Genomic DNA, 17,660 nt, shown 5'->3' with positions numbered 1-17,660 from the left:
CCGGGCTGAAACAGCCGGTTTTCCGCGCGCGCGGTTGCGGGTCGAAGGAGAGGGAGCGGCGCGTCAGAAGGCGGTCGCCAGGCTCCGCCGGGTCTCGCCCGGTGCGGTGGTGGAGGCTGTCTCGTCGCGCTCGCTCTCGCGCACGGCCTCGGCGAGCCGTTCGGGCGTCGGCATGGGCAGGCGCACCAGAACCAGCGTGCCGATTCCTTCCTCCGAACGGATGCGGATCGAACCGCCGTGCAGTTCCGCGTTGGAGCGGGCGATGGCGAGGCCGAGGCCCGAGCCCTTGTAGCTGCGGGTGAGGTTGGTCTCGACCTGCTCGAACGGGCGCCCGAGCTTGGACACCGCCGCCTTCGGGATGCCGATGCCGGTATCGCCGATGAACAGGTGGACGAAGCCGTTGCAGCAGCGCCCCCGCAGGCTGACGCGCCCGCCTTCGGGCGTGAACTTCACCGCGTTCTGGACGATGTTGAGCAGGATCTGCTGCAGCGCCCGCGCATCGGCCAGCACGTGCAGGGCGCCCGCCAGCTCGACGTCGATGGCGACGGACTTGCTCGCGGCATCCTTGGCCACCAGCATCACCGCCGAGGCGATGGCCCCGTCGAGGGGAACGTCGCGGCGCACCAGCTTCACCCGCTTCGCCTCGATGCGCGACATGTGCAGGATGTCGTCGATCACCGAGAGCAGGTAGGTGCCGCTCTGCTGGATGTCGCGGCAGTAATCGGCGTAGCGGGGCGAGCCCAGAGCGCCGTAGACCTCGCTCTCCATCAGCTCCGCAAAGCCCATGATGGCGTTGAGCGGCGTGCGCAGCTCGTGGCTCATATTGGCCAGGAATTCGGACTTGGCTTGGTTGGCGATCTCGGCCCGCGCCTTCTGGTCGAGATGACGCTCGGCGAGGTCGGCGAGCTGCTGGGTCTGCATCTCCAGGGTATGGCGGGACCGCTTGAGGTCCTTGACGGTTCCGATCAGCTCGCGCTCCGAGGCGACGAGTTGCTCCTGATGCCGCTTGAGGCTGGTGATGTCGGTGCCGACCGAGACGTAGCCCCCGTCCTTTGTGCGCCGCTCGCTCACTTGGAGCCAGCGGCCGTCGGTCAGCTCGACCTCGAAGGTGCGAGAGGTGCCGCGCTCGGCCCCCGGAATGCCCCGGCGCACCGGGGGGAGGGCGCCGCGGCCCATGATTTCGTCGTAGCGGCGGCCCGGCATCGCGTCGTCGCTGGCGAGAGCGTGCAGGGCGCGGAATTTCGAATTGCACAGCACCAGCCGGTTGCTGGCATCCCAGAGCACGAAGGCCTCCGAGATCGCTTCCACCGCGTCGCGCAGGCGCATGTCGGCGGTGGCGCTCGATTCGGCGAGCCGGCGCTGCTCCGTCACGTCCATGGCGATGCCGACCAGATGCCGGCTGCCGTCCATCGCATCTTCCACGATCTCGGCACGGGTGCGCAGCCAGATCCAGGCGCCGGAGGCGTCGCGGATGCGGAACTCGTGATCGACCGTGGCGTGGCTTGCGGCGAGGTGGCGGGCGAGGCTGTAGAGATCGCCGTCTTCGCTGTGCAGCAAGGCGTTCACGTCGCCGAAGGAGAGGAGATCCTTCTCCGGGGTGTAGCCGAGCAGGGCGTACATCGAGTCGGACCAGAAGATCGTGCCCCGGGCGATGTCCCAGTCCCACAGGCCGCAGCGACCGCGCCCGAGCGCCGTGTCGAGCCGCTGCTTGACGAGGTCGCAGACCTCGTCCGCCGATTGTGCTCGCTGCGTCTGGAGGATGTAGGCGGTGGCCGTGCCGATCAGGACGAGGCCGATGGCCGTGAGCGTGACCGCGTGGTTCCAGAACAGGCGCCACCACTCCGCCGCGATCGGCTCGATGGATTGGGAGACGGCGACCTGCCCGGTTCCATCGGACAGACGCCGGACCGCGACGATGGCCTGCCGGCCCGCCTGCAGGGTCACGAGCATGGCCCCGGCGCTCTCGCCGAGGATTCCCAGGGGCTCACCCTCGGCGAGGTAGCCGGCGAAGGTCTCGGCCGGCGCAGGCCGCGGATAGGCGGCGCGGATGCGATCGTTCGGGCCGATCACCAGCACCTCTCGCCCGGCGGGAAGGAGATGGACCGGCAACACCCGTTCGAGCTTCGTCTCGTCGGCGGCCGCGGCGCCCGTGAGAGCCAGCGACGCCAGCCGCGCGAAGGCTTCGACCTCGCGCGTGGCGCTGCGCATCCCCTCCTCGTGCCGCCCCCGCAGCTGGAGGAACGAGACCACCGCGAGCGTGAGCAGGAAGACGGCCAGCAGGGCGGGCAGTGCGTAGCGCAGCCAGGTCTCGGCCCGCATGAGTCGGGCCTGGGCCGTGCCGGTCGTACGCTGGATCCCGAGGATCGTGTCCGCGCGCGCGCGCGCGGACAGGGACGCGGAAACCGCCCCCGGCATATCGACACCTCTGCACTGGCTGGAAACGGCGCTTCGGCCAGGACGACCCCGGCGGTTTCGAATCGTATTCAGATTGGACATCGGGGGGGTGGGTTTGTCCACGCCGTTTTTGGAATAGGGAGTTGACCGAAGAGGTTCTCGATGAGGCTCGACGTGGGCCGCGAGTCGCCAAAACGCCTTCCTCAAGAAAGTCTTAGCTAGCCGCCCAAACTCCGCGCCCCGATATCGGCCACATCACGAGAAAGGCCGGGCGTGGCAGCGATGCGACGCAGGACCTTCTCGGCGGCCTCCCGCCGACCCGATTCGAGCCGGCGCCAAGAGCCGAAGGCGGTCATCAGGCGCGCCGCGACCTGCGGGTTGGTCCCGTCGAGGGCCAGCACCGTCTCCGCCACGAGATCGTAGCCGGCCCCGTCGGGCCGGTTGAACTGCGTCGGGTTTGCGAGGCTGAAGCTGCCGACCAGGGCGCGCACGCGGTTCGGGTTCGTCATCGCGAAGGCCGGGTGGCCCTGGAGGCGCCGGATGCGCGCGACGGTGTCCGCCTCGGGGATCATCGCCTGGAGCCCGAACCACTTGTCGAGCACCAGGGGCTCGTCCGCGTAGCGTTCGACGAAGGCCGCGAGCGCCGCCTCCCTGGCCTCGCCGGGCAGGAGCGCCAGAGTTGCGAGGCCGGCAAGCCGGTCCGTCATGTTGGTGGCCGCTGCGATCTGCGCCCGGGCCAGATCGATGCCGGCTTGCGCGTCGGCGGCCGCGATCAGGTCGAGGGCGGCGTTGCGTAGCGCCCGGCGGCCGGCGGGGGCCGCGTCCGGCGAGAAGGATGCGCCGGCCGGCTCGGACAGCGCCTCGCGCAGGGCGGTCAGGCGCGCGCGCAGGTCCGCACCGAGGCGGCGGCGCAGGTCGCGCCGGGCCTGGAAGATCGCGTCCGGATCGATGTTCGTGCCGATCTCGTCGGCGATGTCGCCCTCGCTCGGCAGGGCGAGCACTTGGGCCGCGAAGGCCGGATTGCGCAGGGCGTGCGCGTCGAGGAAGGCGCCCAGCGCCCCGACGAAGGCCACCGCGTCGGCATCCTGGCCCCGCACCTGCGCCGTCATGATCCGCATGGCCACACGCTGCGCCGCTTCCCAGCGGTTGAAGTCGTCGGTGTCGTGGCGCAGCAGGGTAAGGCGAGCCGCGTCGTCCAGATCGCTCTCGACCCGCACCGGTGCCGAGAAATCGCGGAACAGCGAGGGGACGGGTTCGGCGGCGACGTCGGCGAAGGTCAGGGAGGCTTCCGCCCCGTCGAGCACGAACACGCCGTTCTCCACCGCGTCGCCGGTCGCCTCCGCAAGGGGACCGTCCGGCCCGATCAGACCGAGGCGGACTGGGATGACGAGGGGCGGCGCGTCCGCTCCGGCGCCGGGACGGGTCTGGCGGAAATCGAGGCGGTAGGTCCTGGCGCCCGCGTCGTAGCGGCCGGAGACGGCGACGCGCGGCGTGCCGGGGCGCTCGTACCATTCGGCGAAGCGGGAGAGGTCGCGGCCTGTCACCGTCTCGAAGGCCTTCAGGAAATCCTCGACGGTGGCGGCGGTCCCGTCGTTGTCGGCGAAGTAGCGGTCCATCCCTTCGCGGAACGACGCCTCGCCGATCAGCGTGCGCAGCATCCGCACGATCTCGGCGCCCTTTTCGTAGACGGTCGCCGTGTAGAAGTTGTTGATCTCCGCGTATTGCCTCGGCCGCACCGGGTGGGCGAGGGGGCCCGCATCCTCCGGGAACTGGCGGGCGCGCAGTGTGCGGACTTCGGCGATCCGGTGGACGGCCCGCGAGCGCATGTCGGAGGAGAATTCCTGGTCGCGGAAGACCGTCAGCCCTTCCTTCAGGCAGAGCTGGAACCAGTCGCGGCAGGTGACGCGGTTGCCCGACCAGTTGTGGAAATACTCGTGCGCGATGATCGCCTCGATCGCGGCGTAATCCGCGTCGGTCGCGGTCTCGGGACTCGCGAGGACGTATTTGTCGTTGAAGATGTTGAGGCCCTTGTTCTCCATCGCGCCCATGTTGAAGTCGGAGACGGCCACGACGTTGAACACATCGAGATCGTAGGCGCGCCCGAAAGCGGTTTCGTCCCAGGCCATGGAGCGCTCGACCGCGTCGAGGGCGTAGGCGGCGCGCTCGGCCTTGCCCGGCTCGACATAGACCGCGATCTCGACCGCTCTGTCCTCCATCGTGGTGAAGCGCTTGGCCACCCGGTCGAGGCGGCCCCCGACCAGGGCGAACAGGTAGGCGGGCTTGGGCAGGGGATCGTGCCAGACCGCGAAGTGCCGGCCGGTGCCTGGTATCTCGCCCGCCTCGACCGGATTGCCGTTCCCGAGGAGGATGGGGGCGGCCTCGCGCTCCGCCTCGATCCGGGTCGTGTAGACCGACAGCACGTCCGGCCGGTCGAGGAAGTAGGTGATGCGCCGGAAGCCGTCCGCTTCGCACTGCGTGCAGTAGACGCCGCCGGAGCGGTAGAGGCCCATCAGCTTTGTGTTGGCGGTGGGATCGAGGCGCGTCTCGATCCGCAGGGTGAAGGGCCGCTGCGGCGGCGCGTGAAGGGTGAGGCCGGAGGCGTCGGCCCGGTAGGCGTCCGGCGGCGGCGCCTGTCCGTCGAGGTCGAGGGCGAGAAGCACGAGGTCGTCGCCGTCGAGGACGAGCGGCGCGCCCGCGCGGCCCACGGGGTTCGGGCGCAGGCTGAGCGTCGCGCTCACGCGGGTGTCGCGCGGGTCGAGACGCACGTCGAGATCCACGCGGTCGATCAGGTGATCGCTGGGGCGGTAATCCTCGAGGCGAACGATCGGGGGCGTCTCGGTGCGCATCGGTTCAAGGCTCGCCTTCGGAATCCGTGACGCCTTCTAGAGGCGTTTGTCGGCGGGCGGAATCCTTCGACGGGCGATCCGGGTCGACAATGGGCCGGCACCCCATCCCGTTGACGGGCGCCGATGCCGGGCCAGATAGGCGGCAACCCCTCACATCATCCGGAACGGCCATGGAATATCTGCACACGATGGTCCGCGTGGCGGATCTCGACCGCGCGCTGCGCTTCTATGTCGACGCGTTCGGCCTCAAGGAGGTCCGACGGGTCGACAATGAGAAGGGTCGATTCACGCTCGTCTTCCTGGCTGCGCCGGGCGACGCGGAGCGGGCCGAATCAGCAAAGTCACCCCTGATCGAGCTGACCTATAACTGGGATCCGGAGGAATATTCGGGCGGGCGCAACTTCGGGCACCTCGCCTATCAGGTCGGCGACATCTACGCCTTCTGCCAGCGGCTGCAGGATGCCGGCGTCACCATCAACCGTCCGCCCCGCGACGGGCACATGGCCTTCGTGCGCTCACCCGACGGCATCTCCATCGAGATCCTGCAGAAGGGCGGATCGAAGCCGCCGCAGGAGCCCTGGGCCTCCATGGAGAACACGGGCTCCTGGTGACGCAGCGGCGGACGGGCCTCGCCGCGTCGGTGGCGGGCGCCCGTCCCACGGGATCAACTCTCGTTCCTAGGGTCAGATATCGGCTTTGGGTGTGATCCCGAGTTCGGCGAGCTTGGCGCTCACGGCATCGACCGGTCGCTTCAGTCTCAGGCTGATGACCGAGACGGGCACGCCCTCGCGGGCCATGCTGCGTAGGCTCTGGACGGCGTCGAGGCTCCAGTTCGTGTCGACCGACATGGCTTCCTCCTTCTGTCGCGGGCCGTGGGACGATCCGCAGGATCAGCCCGCCCCGGCGAGGTGGCCCGCCGACCTCGCCGCGACAACGTTCAAGCCGAAACTCTCTGCATGCCCATCGATTGGGCAGACCGACGGCTGGGCCGGCTCCGGGCCGGCGCGCTGAAGGCCACCCGCAGGCTGGATCGCTCGACCTTGAGCAGGATATTCGAGGCCGCCACAAGGGCGCCGGTCTTGTCTCGCAGAGGCGTGGGATAGGGCATGAACCCCACACGCGTCCCGTCCGGACGCTCCAGGCCGATCTGGATGCCGCGCACGGCGCGGCCCTCGGTCAGGGCCACGGCCAGAGGCGAGCGGTCGTGCGGCAAGGGCGTGCCGTCGGCCTCGAACAGCCGCCACGCCCCGCACCAGCGGGCTTTGCCGAGCACGGGGCGGAAGCCCCACAGATCGGCCGCGGCCTCGTTGTAGTAGGTCAACCAACCTTCGGTATCGGTGGTGTAGAGCGGGGCATCGATCTGCCGGAATAGGTCGGCGCGCGACGGCTCGTGATTCCAGTCCGAATCCGGAGCGTCGAAATCGTAAGCGAAGGCGTTCTCGTCCATCATGCTCCCCACGACGCGCAGGCATTCGAAATGCCCGCTGCCAGCATTTCGCGCCCCCCTCTGTCATGGGTTCCTGGGGGCCCCGGCGGCGATCCGGAGATCGCCGAGGCCCGTCGGTGAGGCGCGTGAGCGCCACCCTCCAGATCGTCCAACCCTTGCGCGATTGTGCCTCGAAGCTCCCGGGGGCGGTCGCTCCTCGACGCCATGAACGGCGATTCGATGCCGAGCTGGGCTCTCCCGCTGGGTCTGATGCGGACGAAAGTACAATGCACGTTCGATGCGGCGAGGCAAGTGCATTGATCGAAATTTGCTCAAGACCCCCTTCCCGAAGCTTCGGCTGGTTTTATTGCAATGCAAAACAGGGCGCATCTCTTGGAGATGGTTGCAAGGCTTCCGGAACGAGACGCTTTCGGCTTATCATTTGTTGCGGCGTGCATCTTCCCGGCCGGAGGGTGGGACTTCCATTTGTGGGCCATCGATCGGCCGGTCCGTTCATCCACCGCGGCGAGAGAAGACGCCGTACGGTCGTATGACTGTGTGACGCCGATCCACGGCAACGCTTTTGCCCTATAGTCCGTCTTCCGCTGGTCCGCGTTCGTAGAGTCGCCTTGTCCTATCCGTGTCCCGACATCGCTGCCGCTTGCCGGAGCCTCCTTCGATGAGCCTCGAGCCGGCCGAGGCGGCGATCCCGGCGCCCTTGCGCTTCCTCCTCGAGAGCGGGCAGACGGGGCGCGAGATCCTGGCGCATCCCTGGGAGGCGACGCCGCTCGGGCCGCTCGAAACCTGGCCGCTCGCGCTGCGCAGCACGCTGGCGACGATGCTGGCCTGCCCGGCCGCGATGTTCCTGTCCTGGGGGTCCGAGGGCATCTCGTTCTTCAACGATGCCTACCGTCCGGTCTTCGGCGACCGCCTGCCCCGGGCGCTCGGGGCTCGGTTCCGCGAGATCTGGGCGGATCTCTGGGACGATATCGGCCCGCTCGTCGACGCGACGCTGAAGGGGCAGAGCGTCTCGCAGAGCGACCTCCCCCTCACCATGCACCGCTACGGCAAGCCGGAGCAGACGTGGTGGAGCTTCACCTACTCCCCCGTCCGCGACGACGAGGGCCGCATCAACGGCATGATCTGCGTCACCGCCGAGACGACCGGCGCGGTTCTGGCCGAGCGGGCGAGGCGGCGCAGCGACGAACGGCTCGAGATGGCGCTCTCGGCCGGCGGCAGCATCGGCGTCTGGGACTGGGACGTGGCGGCCGACCGGGTCACCGCCGATCCGCGCTTCGCCACGCTTTACAGGGTCGATCCCGATCTCGCCGCGGCGGGTGCGCCGATCGATCGCTTCTTCTCCGGCGTCCACCCGGACGACCTATCAGGCCTGACGCAGCGCATCGGACAGGTTCTGCGAGAGGGCGGACGCTTCGATGCGGAGTACCGCCTGCTCCAGCCCGACGGCAGCATCCGCTGGGTCGCCGCGCAGGGGCGCTGCGCCCTCGCCGAGAACGGCACGCCGCTGCACTTTCCCGGTGTCAGCTTCGACATCACCGAGCGCAAGCGCACCGAACAGGCCCTGCGCGAGAGCGAGGACCGCTTCCGCGGCATCACCAATTCGATCGATCAGATGATCTGGTCGACGCGGCCCGACGGCTTCCACGACTACTATAACGAGCGCTGGTACGAATATACGGGCGTCCCCTCCGGCTCGACCGATGGCGCGGCCTGGGCGGGCATGTTCCATCCCGACGACCAGCCGCATGCCTGGGAGGTCTGGCGACGCAGCCTCGCCACGGGCGAAACCTATCAGATCGAGTACCGCCTGCGGCACCGCTCCGGCGCCTATCGCTGGGTGCTCGGCCGGGCCCAGCCAGTGCGCGACGCGGACGGGCGCATCGTGCGCTGGTTCGGCACCTGCACCGACATCCACGACAGGAAGCTCGCCGAGGAGCGGCAGGCCTTCCTGCTGGCCCTGAACGACCGCCTGCGGGAAGCGGACGAACCGCAGGCCGTGACGCTGGCCGCCGCCGCCGCCCTCGGCGCCCATGTCGGCGTCGGCCGCGCCGGCTACGGCGAGATCGACGAGACCGGTGAGATCGTCCGGGTCGAACGGGACTGGACCCGCGACGCGACGGTCGCGAGCCTCGCGGGGGCGTCGCGCATCCTCGACGGCTTCGGCCCGGCGGTCATCGCCGAGCTGCGCGCCGGGCGCACCCTCGTCGTCGAGGATTGCTACCGCGACGTCCGGGCGGGCCCCCGCTACGCGCCGGTGTGGGATTCGATCGGATGCCGGGCGCTCGTCGTCGTGCCTCTGATCTGGGACGGGCGGCTGCGCGCCCTCGTCTACCTGCACGAGGCGCAGCCGCGGCTCTGGAGCCGCGAGGAGGTCGGTCTCGTCGAGGACGTGGCCCAGCGCGTCGGGCACGCCGCCGAGCGCGCCCGCGCGGAGCAGGCCGAGCGGGCCAATGCCCGCGAGCTGCGCCTGATCGCCGATTCACTGCCTGTCCTCGTCGCCCTGTTCGATGCGGGCGGGCTCTGCCGGTTCGCCAATGCGGCGGGGGCCGACTGGTTCGGGGCGCAGCCCCAGCAGGCGCTCGGACGGGATTTCGCCGCCCTGATCGGCGGGGAGGCCTTCGGGCAGGAGCGCACGCTCTTCGAGGGCGCGCTGGCCGGGCGCGAGGCCCGTTCCGAGCGCTCCTGGCCGCACCGGGACGGCGCGCTGCGCATCGCCGATATCCGCTACCTGCCCCGGCCGATGCCGGACGGTTCGACCGACGGCGCCTACCTCTTCGTGACCGACATCACCGATGCCAAGCGCGTCGAGGCGATGCTGGAGCGCGAGGTGGGCGAGCGCACCCGCGAGCGCGACCGGCTCTGGCAGACCACCAACGACCTGATGGGGACGGCCGGCCTCGACGGCTACCTGCGCAGCGTCAACCCGGCCTGGGAGCGCCTGCTCGGCTGGAGCGAGCGCATTCTGCTCGAACGGCCCTTCCTCGATCTGATCGACCCGGAGGACCGGGCCGAGACCGGCGCCGTGCTGGCCCGGCTCGCCGCGCAGGAATCCGTCACCGACTTCGTCGACCGCGTCCTGAGCCGCGACGGACGGCGGCGCACGGTGATGTGGACGGCGGTGCCGGAGGGCGACCGCTTCCATATCGTGGGCCGCGACATCACCGATCAGCGCCTCGTCGAGGAACAGCTGCGGCAGGCGCAGAAGATGGAGGCGGTGGGCCAGCTCACCGGCGGCATCGCCCACGACTTCAATAACCTGCTGACCGGCATCGTCGGCTCGCTCGACCTGATGCAGACCCGGATCGCCCAGGGACGCACCGACGCGCTGGAGCGCTACATCCGGGCCGCCCTTTCCTCGGCCAACCGCGCCGCTGCCCTGACCCACCGCCTGCTCGCCTTCGCCCGGCGCCAGCCGCTGGAACAGAAGCCCGTCAGGGTGAACGCCCTCGTTGCCGGCATGGAGGACATGCTGCGCCGGACGCTGACCGAGCGGGTGCATCTGGAGATCGTCACCGCAGGCGGACTCTGGCCGACGCTCTGCGATCCGCACCAGCTCGAGAACGCGGTGCTCAACCTCGCCATCAACGCCCGCGATGCGATGCCGGAGGGCGGCAGGCTCGTGATCGAGACCTGCAACACGCATCTCGACCGCAGCTATACCCGCCTGCACCCGGAGGTCGGGGTCGGCCAGTACGTCTGCATCTGCGTCACCGATTCCGGCCTGGGCATGCCGCCGGACGTGGTGGCCCGCGCCTTCGAGCCCTTCTTCACCACCAAGCCGCTCGGGATGGGGACCGGGCTCGGGCTCTCGATGATCTACGGTTTCGCCCGCCAGTCGGAGGGGCATGCCAAGATCTATTCCGAGGCGGGCCAGGGTACGACGGTGAAGATCTACCTGCCGCGCTATCGCGGCGAGGTGTCGGACGAGGCCGGTGCGGTCGCCGCCTCCGAGCCGCCGCGCTCCGAGCGGGGCGAGACCGTCCTCGTCGTGGAGGACGAGCCCGTGGTGCGCGATCTCGTGGTGGAGGTGCTGCGCGATCTCGGCTACCGCACCGTCGAGGCGCAGGACGGTCCCTCGGGTTTGAGCGTCGTCCAGTCGCCTGCGCGGATCGATCTGCTCGTGACGGATGTCGGCCTGCCGGGTCTCAACGGGCGCCAGCTCGCCGACCGCGCTCGCGAGGCGAGGCCCGGGCTCAAGGTGCTGTTCATCACGGGCTATGCCGAGAACGCCATGTTCGGCGGAGGCCAGCTCGATCCCGGGATGCAGATGATCACGAAGCCCTTTCCCGTGGAGGTGCTGGCCGCCCGGATCCGGGAAATGATCGAGCATTCGTGAGACCGAGCTTGACCGCAGGCCGCGTTCGGCCCCTCTTCGGGCGAGCACGGCCCGTGCGAGTTGTGGATCGCCCGGAACGGCCCCACACCGCGCACGTTGACCGGCGCGGGACGAGATTTCGCAACGATTTCCTTCGAGCGGCAAGCGAGCGAACAGACGAGCGGAATGGGTGCTGAAACGCCATCAGGCGGGATACCGGGGCCGCGCGAGGCGAACGCCCCCTTCGACCTCGACGACGGCTTTCGACGGTTCGCCGACCATGTGCCGCTGATGATGTGGCGCACGGACGATGCCGGCCGATCCACCTATCACAACGATTGCTGGCTCCAGTTCACGGGCCGGCCGCTGGCCGACGAGATCGGCGACGGCTGGCGCAAGGGGCTGCACCCGGACGATTTCGAACGGCATGCGCGCATCGTGTCGCAAGCCATGGAATCGCGCCTGCCCTTCACCGTGGAATTCCGCTTGCGCCGCCACGACGGCGCCTATCGTTGGCTCTTGGAAACCGGCCGGCCGCTCGAGGAGAACGGCGTCTTCTACGGCTTCCTCGGCTCCTGCTTCGACATCACCGACCGCAAGAATGCCGAGGACCACGCCGAGCACGCCCTGATCGAGAAGGAGACGCTACTCGCCGAGATCTATCACCGAGTGCGCAACAACCTCCAGGTGATGGTCAGCCTGATCGGCCTCTACGGGCGGGCCGCACCCGAGAATTGCCGCGGCAGCTTCGACGCCCTCGGGCAGCGAGTGCGTGCGATCGCGCTGGTGCAGCAGCACTTGCACGAGGCTCCCCACATCGCCTCGATCGATCTGCGCGACTACCTGCACCGGCTCGCCTCCGGGCTCGGCCAGTTGCGCCGGGCGGGGCGGATCGGCGTCGTCGTCGAGGGGGACGGGACCAGCCTGGTCGAGCCGCGCACCGCCAACGCCATGGGCATGATCGTCGCCGAGGTCGTGGCCGAATGCCTCGACGCCACCAACGACACCGTGACCTGCGGCATCACCATCCGCATCGATGCCGGCGTCGGCGCGCCGGTGCGCCTTTCGATCGTCTCGGGCTCCGGCGAGGCGGCGGCCGCGGGCAAGGAGGGCGTGCCGAAGCTCGGGCCACGCCTGATCGCGGCCTACGCCGCACAGGCCGAGATCGCGGTCAGCGGCGCGGCGACGGAGGGCGATCCGCTCCTGCTGCAACTGCCCGAGGCGAGAGCTTACGTCCCGCCTTCGCTGCCGCCCACCCTGCGCTGAGACGCTTCGGTCACGACGGCACTCTCCCGACGCCTCGCAGCGCGAGGGCGCGGACGCTATATCGAAGGGATGGAAGCCCCCATCGTTCCGAACCCGAGTCCCATGCTGCCCGACCTCGACACCATCATCGAGAACTTCGAGATCCTCGACGATCCCATGGATCGCTTCGAGTACGTGATCGAGCTCGGCAAGCTGATGCCGAAAATGCCGGAATCCGCGAAAGTCGAGGACAACCGTGTCTTCGGCTGCGAGAGTCAGGTGTGGATCGACGTGTCCCTGGGCGAGGCGGCGGGTCACTCCGCGCTGAAGCTCAACGGGGACAGCGACTCCCACATCGTGAAGGGGTTCGTGGCCCTGATGATCGCCCTCTACGATGGGAAGTCGCCGGATGAGGCGATCAAGGCCGACGGCTTCGACCTGCTCAGGCGCCTCGATTTCGGATCGCACATCACTTCGAAGCGTTCGAACGGCGTGCGCGCGATGGTGGACCGCATCCACAAGGATGCGGCCCGCCTGAGGACCCTGAACTGAGCCGGCGCGAGACGCTTCAAAAGCGTCGGCGGCCGGATCAGGAACCGGGTTGCCCGCGGTCGTTGATGACCCGCCAGGACCGCGTGCGCGCCCGTTCCGGCCCCGTTGCTTCCCGCTCGATCCCGTAATGTTCGGCCAGCCGACCGAGGGCGATGCGCGCGACGACCTTCGCCGAGCGGGCCGGCCAGCGCCGCTCGGACTCGATCCGCTCCAGCCCCTTGAGAAAACCGCACAGGTCGATCAGCAGGCCCGAGAGATCCGAGCCGACTGCCGCGAGCGCGAGATCCACGCGCTGGCGCGCGGCGATGGTCCGGTCGGTGGCCGCGGCCGGATCACGCGGGCCGCCGCCATCGACCCGCGGGGCGGTCCAGTCGGTCGAGAGCTGGGGCAGCATCCGCGCCGCCGTCAGGTCGTGGCGCAGACGCTCGCCGGCGGCGAAGGCGGCGGCATCGATCATCGGCTCGCCGTCGCGTCCCCGGCGCCGCGCCATCCAGGCGAGCGGACTTTCCGCCGCATCCCGCAGGCGCTCCGCCTCTCCCGTCCCCTCGGGCACCGCGACGAGGTGCTGAAGGCGGAAGCGGTCCGTGCCGCCGGCTTCCGCCCGCCGCAGCCGGGCCCGGCCGGCCGCCCCGATCACCAGCCGATTGCGGCGTCCGTCGTCCCGGGCGGCGAGGTCGGCGGCCAGGAGTGCTTCGCCCGCCCGCGCCGGGAAACGCCCCGCCCCGAGCGAGACGCCGCTGCCACCGCCGCGCACGATCAGGGTTTCGGGTGCCGATGGATCGGGGAAGGCGTAGGCGCCCTCGCTTGCGAGGGCGGCGAGGAGGCGTTCGGCATCCCGACCGATCCCGCCCTCTCTGTTCGTGTTTTGTTCTTTTCGCATCATGCCACCCGCAGCAGGAACCGTGAGGGAGGCTAAGGGAAAATTATCCTAGCGCAAGACTTGACAGAGATCTATACTGCTCTTGGTTGCAGCGTCACGCTCGGATGAAGCCGTCGGCTCAGGCCGTCGCGGGCTCGGTCGGCGGCTTCTTGAGCACTTCGGCGATCTCGTCCTCGGACTTTCCACGGACCGCGTAACCCATCCGCTCGAAGCGCTCGATCAGGATTTCGCTGTCGCTGGCGGAGCGTGCAGCCCACTCCGCAAGCAGCGCATTGATTTTAGGGAGTTGTTCGGAGGGATTGTCTTCGCTCATGGCGGGTGAATGCAGCAGAGGCCGAACCGTTCCCGGACTTTGCTGTTGATAAGTTGATTCGGCTCCGCTTCGGCGACGACAGGTCGGAAGCGGAGCCGAAACGGCGCCTACGCGGCCTCGTCGTAATTGCCCGGGCGCGGCTGGCCGAGACCGATCGCCTTGGCGAGGTCGGAGCGGGCCTTGGCGTAGTTCGGGGCGACCATCGGGTAGTCGGCGGCGAGGCCCCACTTGGCCCGGTACTGCTCGGGGGAGAGGTTGTATTTGGCGCGCAGGTGCCGCTTGAGCGACTTGAAGGTCCGCCCGTCCTCGAGGCAGACGAGGTAGTCCGGCTGGATCGACTTCTTGATCGGCACGGCCGGCTGCAGCGGCTCGGGCGTCGCGGCCTGCGGCGCAATGCGACCGGTGCCGACCTGGATCAGGGCGCCGTGAATGCTGCCGATCAAGTGTCCCAGCTCGGCCGCAGGAACCGGGTTATTGCTCACGTAGGCCGCCACGATGTCGGCCGTCAGAACGACGTAATCGACCGGCGTCTCGGTTTCGTTCATGATTTGACGTTGTCCCTTGGCAGTATGACGTCCGCAATCGGACGCGCCGGCCACCCGATCGGGCGACGACAATGGCTGGGCGCGGACCGGTTTGCGCAATTCACCCGCTTGTTTTCGGTTTGGAGTGACGCCCCCTCAGTCACGGGTTCTACCTAGAACATCGAAATTAGACCTGCAAGACAGGACGGGTATGCACAACTGAGCGGCTTGATCGCTGACTCCGATGGTCCCGTTAGATTGTGAATGCTCGAAGGTCGCCTCGGCCGATGGCGCGCCGCCTCCGCGGCGCGTCCGATCCGCACCCCCGCGGCGCGACGGCTTGCGGCAGGGGACGTGGCGCGGCACACCGCCTCATCACACGCGATCTGACACCGGAGTCCGGGAATGACCTTCGAGCCGCCCCCCTTCGCGTTGCCGCCCGAAGCGCCCGCGGCGCAGGCGCGCCCGCACGCCTTCGAGCTTCACGGCCGGCGCATCGAGGACCCCTTCGCCTGGCTCAAGGCGGAGAACTGGCGCGCGGTGCTGAAGGACCCGGCGGCGCTCGCGCCGGATATCCGCGCCTATCTCGAGGCCGAGAACGCCTATGCCGAGGCGGCGCTCAGCGGGGCCTCGGCCCTGCGCAAGACCCTGGTCGCCGAGATGCGCGGGCGCATCCGTGAGGACGATTCCTCCGTGCCCGATCCGGACGGGCCCTTCGCCTACTACACCCGCCACCGCGAGGGCGGGCAGCACCCGCTGATCTGCCGCCGCCCGCGCACCGTTCACCGAATCGCCGAGGAGGCGGAGGACGGGGAGACCGGCGAGCAGATCCTGCTCGACGGCGACCGTGAGGGGGAGGGGCTCGCCTTCTTCGAGATCGCCGGGGCGGCCCATTCCGACGACCACGGCCTGCTCGCCTGGGGCGTCGACACCAAGGGCTCGGAACTCCACACCATCCGCGTGCGCGATCTGGCGACCGGCGAGGACCGCCCGGAGAAGGTCGAGGAGACGGCGGGCGATGCGGTCTGGAACGCCGCCGGCACCGCCTTCTTCTACGTGGCACTCGACGAGAACCACCGCCCGGCCCGCGTCCTGCGCCACCGCCTCGGCACCGATCAGGCGCTGGACACGGTGGTCTACGAGGAGGCCGATCCGGGCTTCTTCGTGAATATCGGCCGCACCCAGTCGGGCACCTATCTCACCGTCACCGCGAGCGACCACGAGACGGCGGAGGTCCACCTCCTGGACCGCTCGAGCGACGAGGCGCCGCTCACCTGCGTCGCGCCGCGTGAGCCGCAGCTGATCTACTCCGTCGAGCACTGGGGCTCGCACCTCGTCATCCTGACGAATGCCGACGGCGCCGTGGACTTCAAGATCGTCACCTGCCCCCTCGACGCGACGGCGCGCGAGAACTGGCACGATGCGGTGCCCTACCGGCCCGGCGTGATGATCCGGCACCTGCACGTGCTCGGCAACCACCTCGTGCGGCTCGAACTGGAGAACGCCCTGCCGCGCATCGTCGTGCGCGATCTCAAGGGTGAGGAGCACACCGTCTCCTTCGCCGAGGAGGCCTACTCCCTCGGGCTGCTGCCGGGCTACGAGTTCGAGACGGCGCGTATCCGCTTCGCCTACTCGTCGATGACGACGCCGAGCGAGACCTACGACTACGATTGCGTCACCCGCGCCCGCATCCTGCGCAAGCGCCAGAGCGTGCCGAGCGGCCACGAGCCCGCCGACTACGTGACTCGCCGCCTGTTCGCGACCGCGCCGGACGGCGAAACGGTGCCCGTCTCGCTGCTGCACCGGCGCGACACGCCGCTCGACGGCACGGCGCCGCTGCTGCTTTACGGCTACGGCTCCTACGGCACGCTGATGCCGGCAGCCTTCCGCACCAACGGGCTCAGCCTCGTCGATCGCGGCTTCGTCTACGCCATCGCCCATGTCCGCGGCGGCACCGAGAAGGGCTGGAACTGGTATCTCGACGGCAAGCGCGAGCGGAAGCCCAACACCTTCACGGATTTCGTGGCCTGCGGACAGGCGCTGATCGAGGCCGGCTACACGGCCAAGGGCCGCATCGTCGCTCATGGCGGCAGCGCGGGCGGCATGCTGATGGGCGCGGCGGCCAACCTCGCTCCCGACCTGTTCGCCGGCATCGTCGCCGACGTGCCGTTCGTGGACGTGCTCAACACCATGCTCGACGCCGAGCTTCCGCTCACGCCGCCGGAATGGCCCGAATGGGGCAATCCGGCCGAGAGCCTTGAGGCGTTCGAGACGATCCTGTCCTACTCGCCCTACGACAACGTCGCCGCCAAGGCCTATCCTGCGATCCTCGCACTCGGCGGCCTGACCGATCCGCGCGTCACCTACTGGGAGCCCGCCAAGTGGGTCGCCCGGCTGCGCGCCACCATGACCGGCGGCGGTCCGATCCTCTGCAGGATCAACATGGAGGCCGGGCACGGCGGCGCGGCGGGCCGCTTCGACCGGCTGGAAGAGGTCGGCCTGATCTACGCCTTCGCGCTGATGGCGGCAGGGCGCGCCGTGAAGCCGACCTGACAGGGACCGATGCCGGCCGCACGGGATCGCGCGGCCGGCGTCTCCACAAAAATGAAGTGCAGAGGGCAGAAGAGCGATCACGCCTCTGCTAGTCTGTGCCTGAGAAAGATAAGAGCAGAATAATAAAGCGCTCGAAAGTCAGGGAGAAAACGTGTGAAGAACTTCGCCATCGCAGCCGCGATCCTGTTCGCGGTGCCGGTTGCCGCCGCGGCCGAAACGACGCCCGCACCGCAGGCGGCGCAGCCGGCACCCGAGAGCGCGGAGAAGGCGCCGGCCACGCCCCAGGAGCGTCAGCAGGCGAGTGCGGCCAAGCTCGCTGGGCTCGTCCGCTTCGTGGGCGAATCCTGCAAGGAGGCGCAACCCGATTACGAGCGATTCAAGGCCGTCGTGTCCGCCATGGGCGTCGATCTCGACGCGATCTCGAAGGGTGAACTGCTCATGCGCAGCATGAGCTACACGGAAGCCTACCGGAAGAACGTGGAAGAGAGCTGCCGCAAGGCGGTGGAGCTGTTCGGCGAGAAGGGAAGCGTGATTCCCGGTCTCGTCCTGCGCAAGGCCTCTTGAGGCGCGCCGCAGCGCGCCCTGCCTTAA

13 protein-coding genes are annotated in these 17,660 nt (G+C 69.2%); 6 read left to right on the top strand and 7 right to left on the bottom strand.

Going from position 1 to position 17,660, the window contains the following annotated elements; all coding sequences use genetic code 11:
* Positions 1 to 63: 63 nt before the first annotated feature.
* On the bottom strand, positions 64 to 2,415 hold the full coding sequence (locus BY998_RS13270; RefSeq protein WP_110352097.1) for an ATP-binding protein: 2,352 nt from the start codon (positions 2,413 to 2,415) through the stop codon (positions 64 to 66).
* A 197-nt stretch (positions 2,416 to 2,612) separates the two neighbouring features.
* Positions 2,613 to 5,240, bottom strand: coding sequence for an aminopeptidase N (pepN, locus tag BY998_RS13265; protein WP_110352096.1), 2,628 nt, complete (start codon positions 5,238 to 5,240; stop codon positions 2,613 to 2,615).
* Between the two features lie 170 nt (positions 5,241 to 5,410).
* Between pepN and BY998_RS13260 the strand changes: the two genes are divergently transcribed.
* Positions 5,411 to 5,851 (top strand): VOC family protein, encoded by a 441-nt coding sequence (locus BY998_RS13260; protein WP_110352095.1) that lies wholly within the window; start codon positions 5,411 to 5,413, stop codon positions 5,849 to 5,851.
* Positions 5,852 to 5,923: 72 nt separating this feature from the next.
* Here BY998_RS13260 and BY998_RS24370 read toward each other — a convergent pair whose 3' ends face one another.
* Together BY998_RS24370 and BY998_RS13255 are read right to left on the bottom strand one after the other, a co-directional pair.
* Complete coding sequence (locus BY998_RS24370) at positions 5,924 to 6,088, bottom strand: hypothetical protein (protein WP_181425514.1); 165 nt, start codon at positions 6,086 to 6,088, stop codon at positions 5,924 to 5,926.
* A gap of 89 nt (positions 6,089 to 6,177) precedes the next feature.
* Positions 6,178 to 6,687 carry a hypothetical protein gene (locus BY998_RS13255; protein WP_110352094.1) on the bottom strand — a complete coding sequence of 170 codons (510 nt, stop codon included), beginning with the start codon at positions 6,685 to 6,687 and terminating at the stop codon, positions 6,178 to 6,180.
* A 658-nt stretch (positions 6,688 to 7,345) separates the two neighbouring features.
* On the opposite strand from BY998_RS13255, the gene BY998_RS13250 reads away from it, so the two are divergent.
* The 3 genes from BY998_RS13250 (at position 7,346) to BY998_RS13240 (ending at position 12,799) form a co-directional block, all read left to right on the top strand.
* Positions 7,346 to 11,023: a PAS domain S-box protein gene (locus BY998_RS13250; protein WP_110352093.1), complete on the top strand. Its 3,678-nt coding sequence runs from the start codon at positions 7,346 to 7,348 to the stop codon at positions 11,021 to 11,023.
* Positions 11,024 to 11,188: 165 nt separating this feature from the next.
* Positions 11,189 to 12,268 carry a PAS domain S-box protein gene (locus tag BY998_RS13245; RefSeq protein WP_110352092.1) on the top strand — a complete coding sequence of 360 codons (1,080 nt, stop codon included), beginning with the start codon at positions 11,189 to 11,191 and terminating at the stop codon, positions 12,266 to 12,268.
* Between the two features lie 102 nt (positions 12,269 to 12,370).
* Positions 12,371 to 12,799, top strand: coding sequence for a SufE family protein (locus BY998_RS13240; RefSeq protein WP_110352091.1), 429 nt, complete (start codon positions 12,371 to 12,373; stop codon positions 12,797 to 12,799).
* 37 nt (positions 12,800 to 12,836) lie between these two features.
* On the opposite strand, the gene BY998_RS13235 is transcribed toward BY998_RS13240, so the two are convergent.
* From BY998_RS13235 to BY998_RS13225, 3 genes are all read right to left on the bottom strand, one after another.
* On the bottom strand, positions 12,837 to 13,679 hold the full coding sequence (locus tag BY998_RS13235; RefSeq protein WP_110352192.1) for a DUF6456 domain-containing protein: 843 nt from the start codon (positions 13,677 to 13,679) through the stop codon (positions 12,837 to 12,839).
* Between the two features lie 118 nt (positions 13,680 to 13,797).
* The gene (locus BY998_RS13230) at positions 13,798 to 13,992 is read right to left on the bottom strand and encodes a hypothetical protein (RefSeq protein WP_110352090.1); all 195 of its coding nucleotides are present in this window, start codon (positions 13,990 to 13,992) and stop codon (positions 13,798 to 13,800) included.
* 107 nt (positions 13,993 to 14,099) lie between these two features.
* Positions 14,100 to 14,537: a MucR family transcriptional regulator gene (locus tag BY998_RS13225; RefSeq protein ID WP_110352089.1), complete on the bottom strand. Its 438-nt coding sequence runs from the start codon at positions 14,535 to 14,537 to the stop codon at positions 14,100 to 14,102.
* A 384-nt stretch (positions 14,538 to 14,921) separates the two neighbouring features.
* Here BY998_RS13225 and BY998_RS13220 point away from each other — a divergent pair, with 384 nt between their 5' ends.
* Both BY998_RS13220 and BY998_RS13215 read left to right on the top strand, forming a co-directional pair.
* Entirely contained in the window at positions 14,922 to 17,069 is a 2,148-nt protein-coding gene (locus tag BY998_RS13220) for a S9 family peptidase (protein ID WP_110352088.1), read from the top strand.
* 153 nt (positions 17,070 to 17,222) lie between these two features.
* Positions 17,223 to 17,633, top strand: a complete 411-nt coding sequence (locus BY998_RS13215; protein WP_110352087.1) for a hypothetical protein — start codon at positions 17,223 to 17,225, stop codon at positions 17,631 to 17,633.
* Positions 17,634 to 17,660: the final 27 nt, after the last annotated feature.

This window comes from Methylobacterium sp. B4 (assembly GCF_003201865.1).
Lineage (GTDB): Bacteria > Pseudomonadota > Alphaproteobacteria > Rhizobiales > Beijerinckiaceae > Methylobacterium.
The sequence above is the reverse complement of the archived record's forward strand: the minus strand, read 5'-3'. Positions and strand labels throughout refer to the sequence as shown.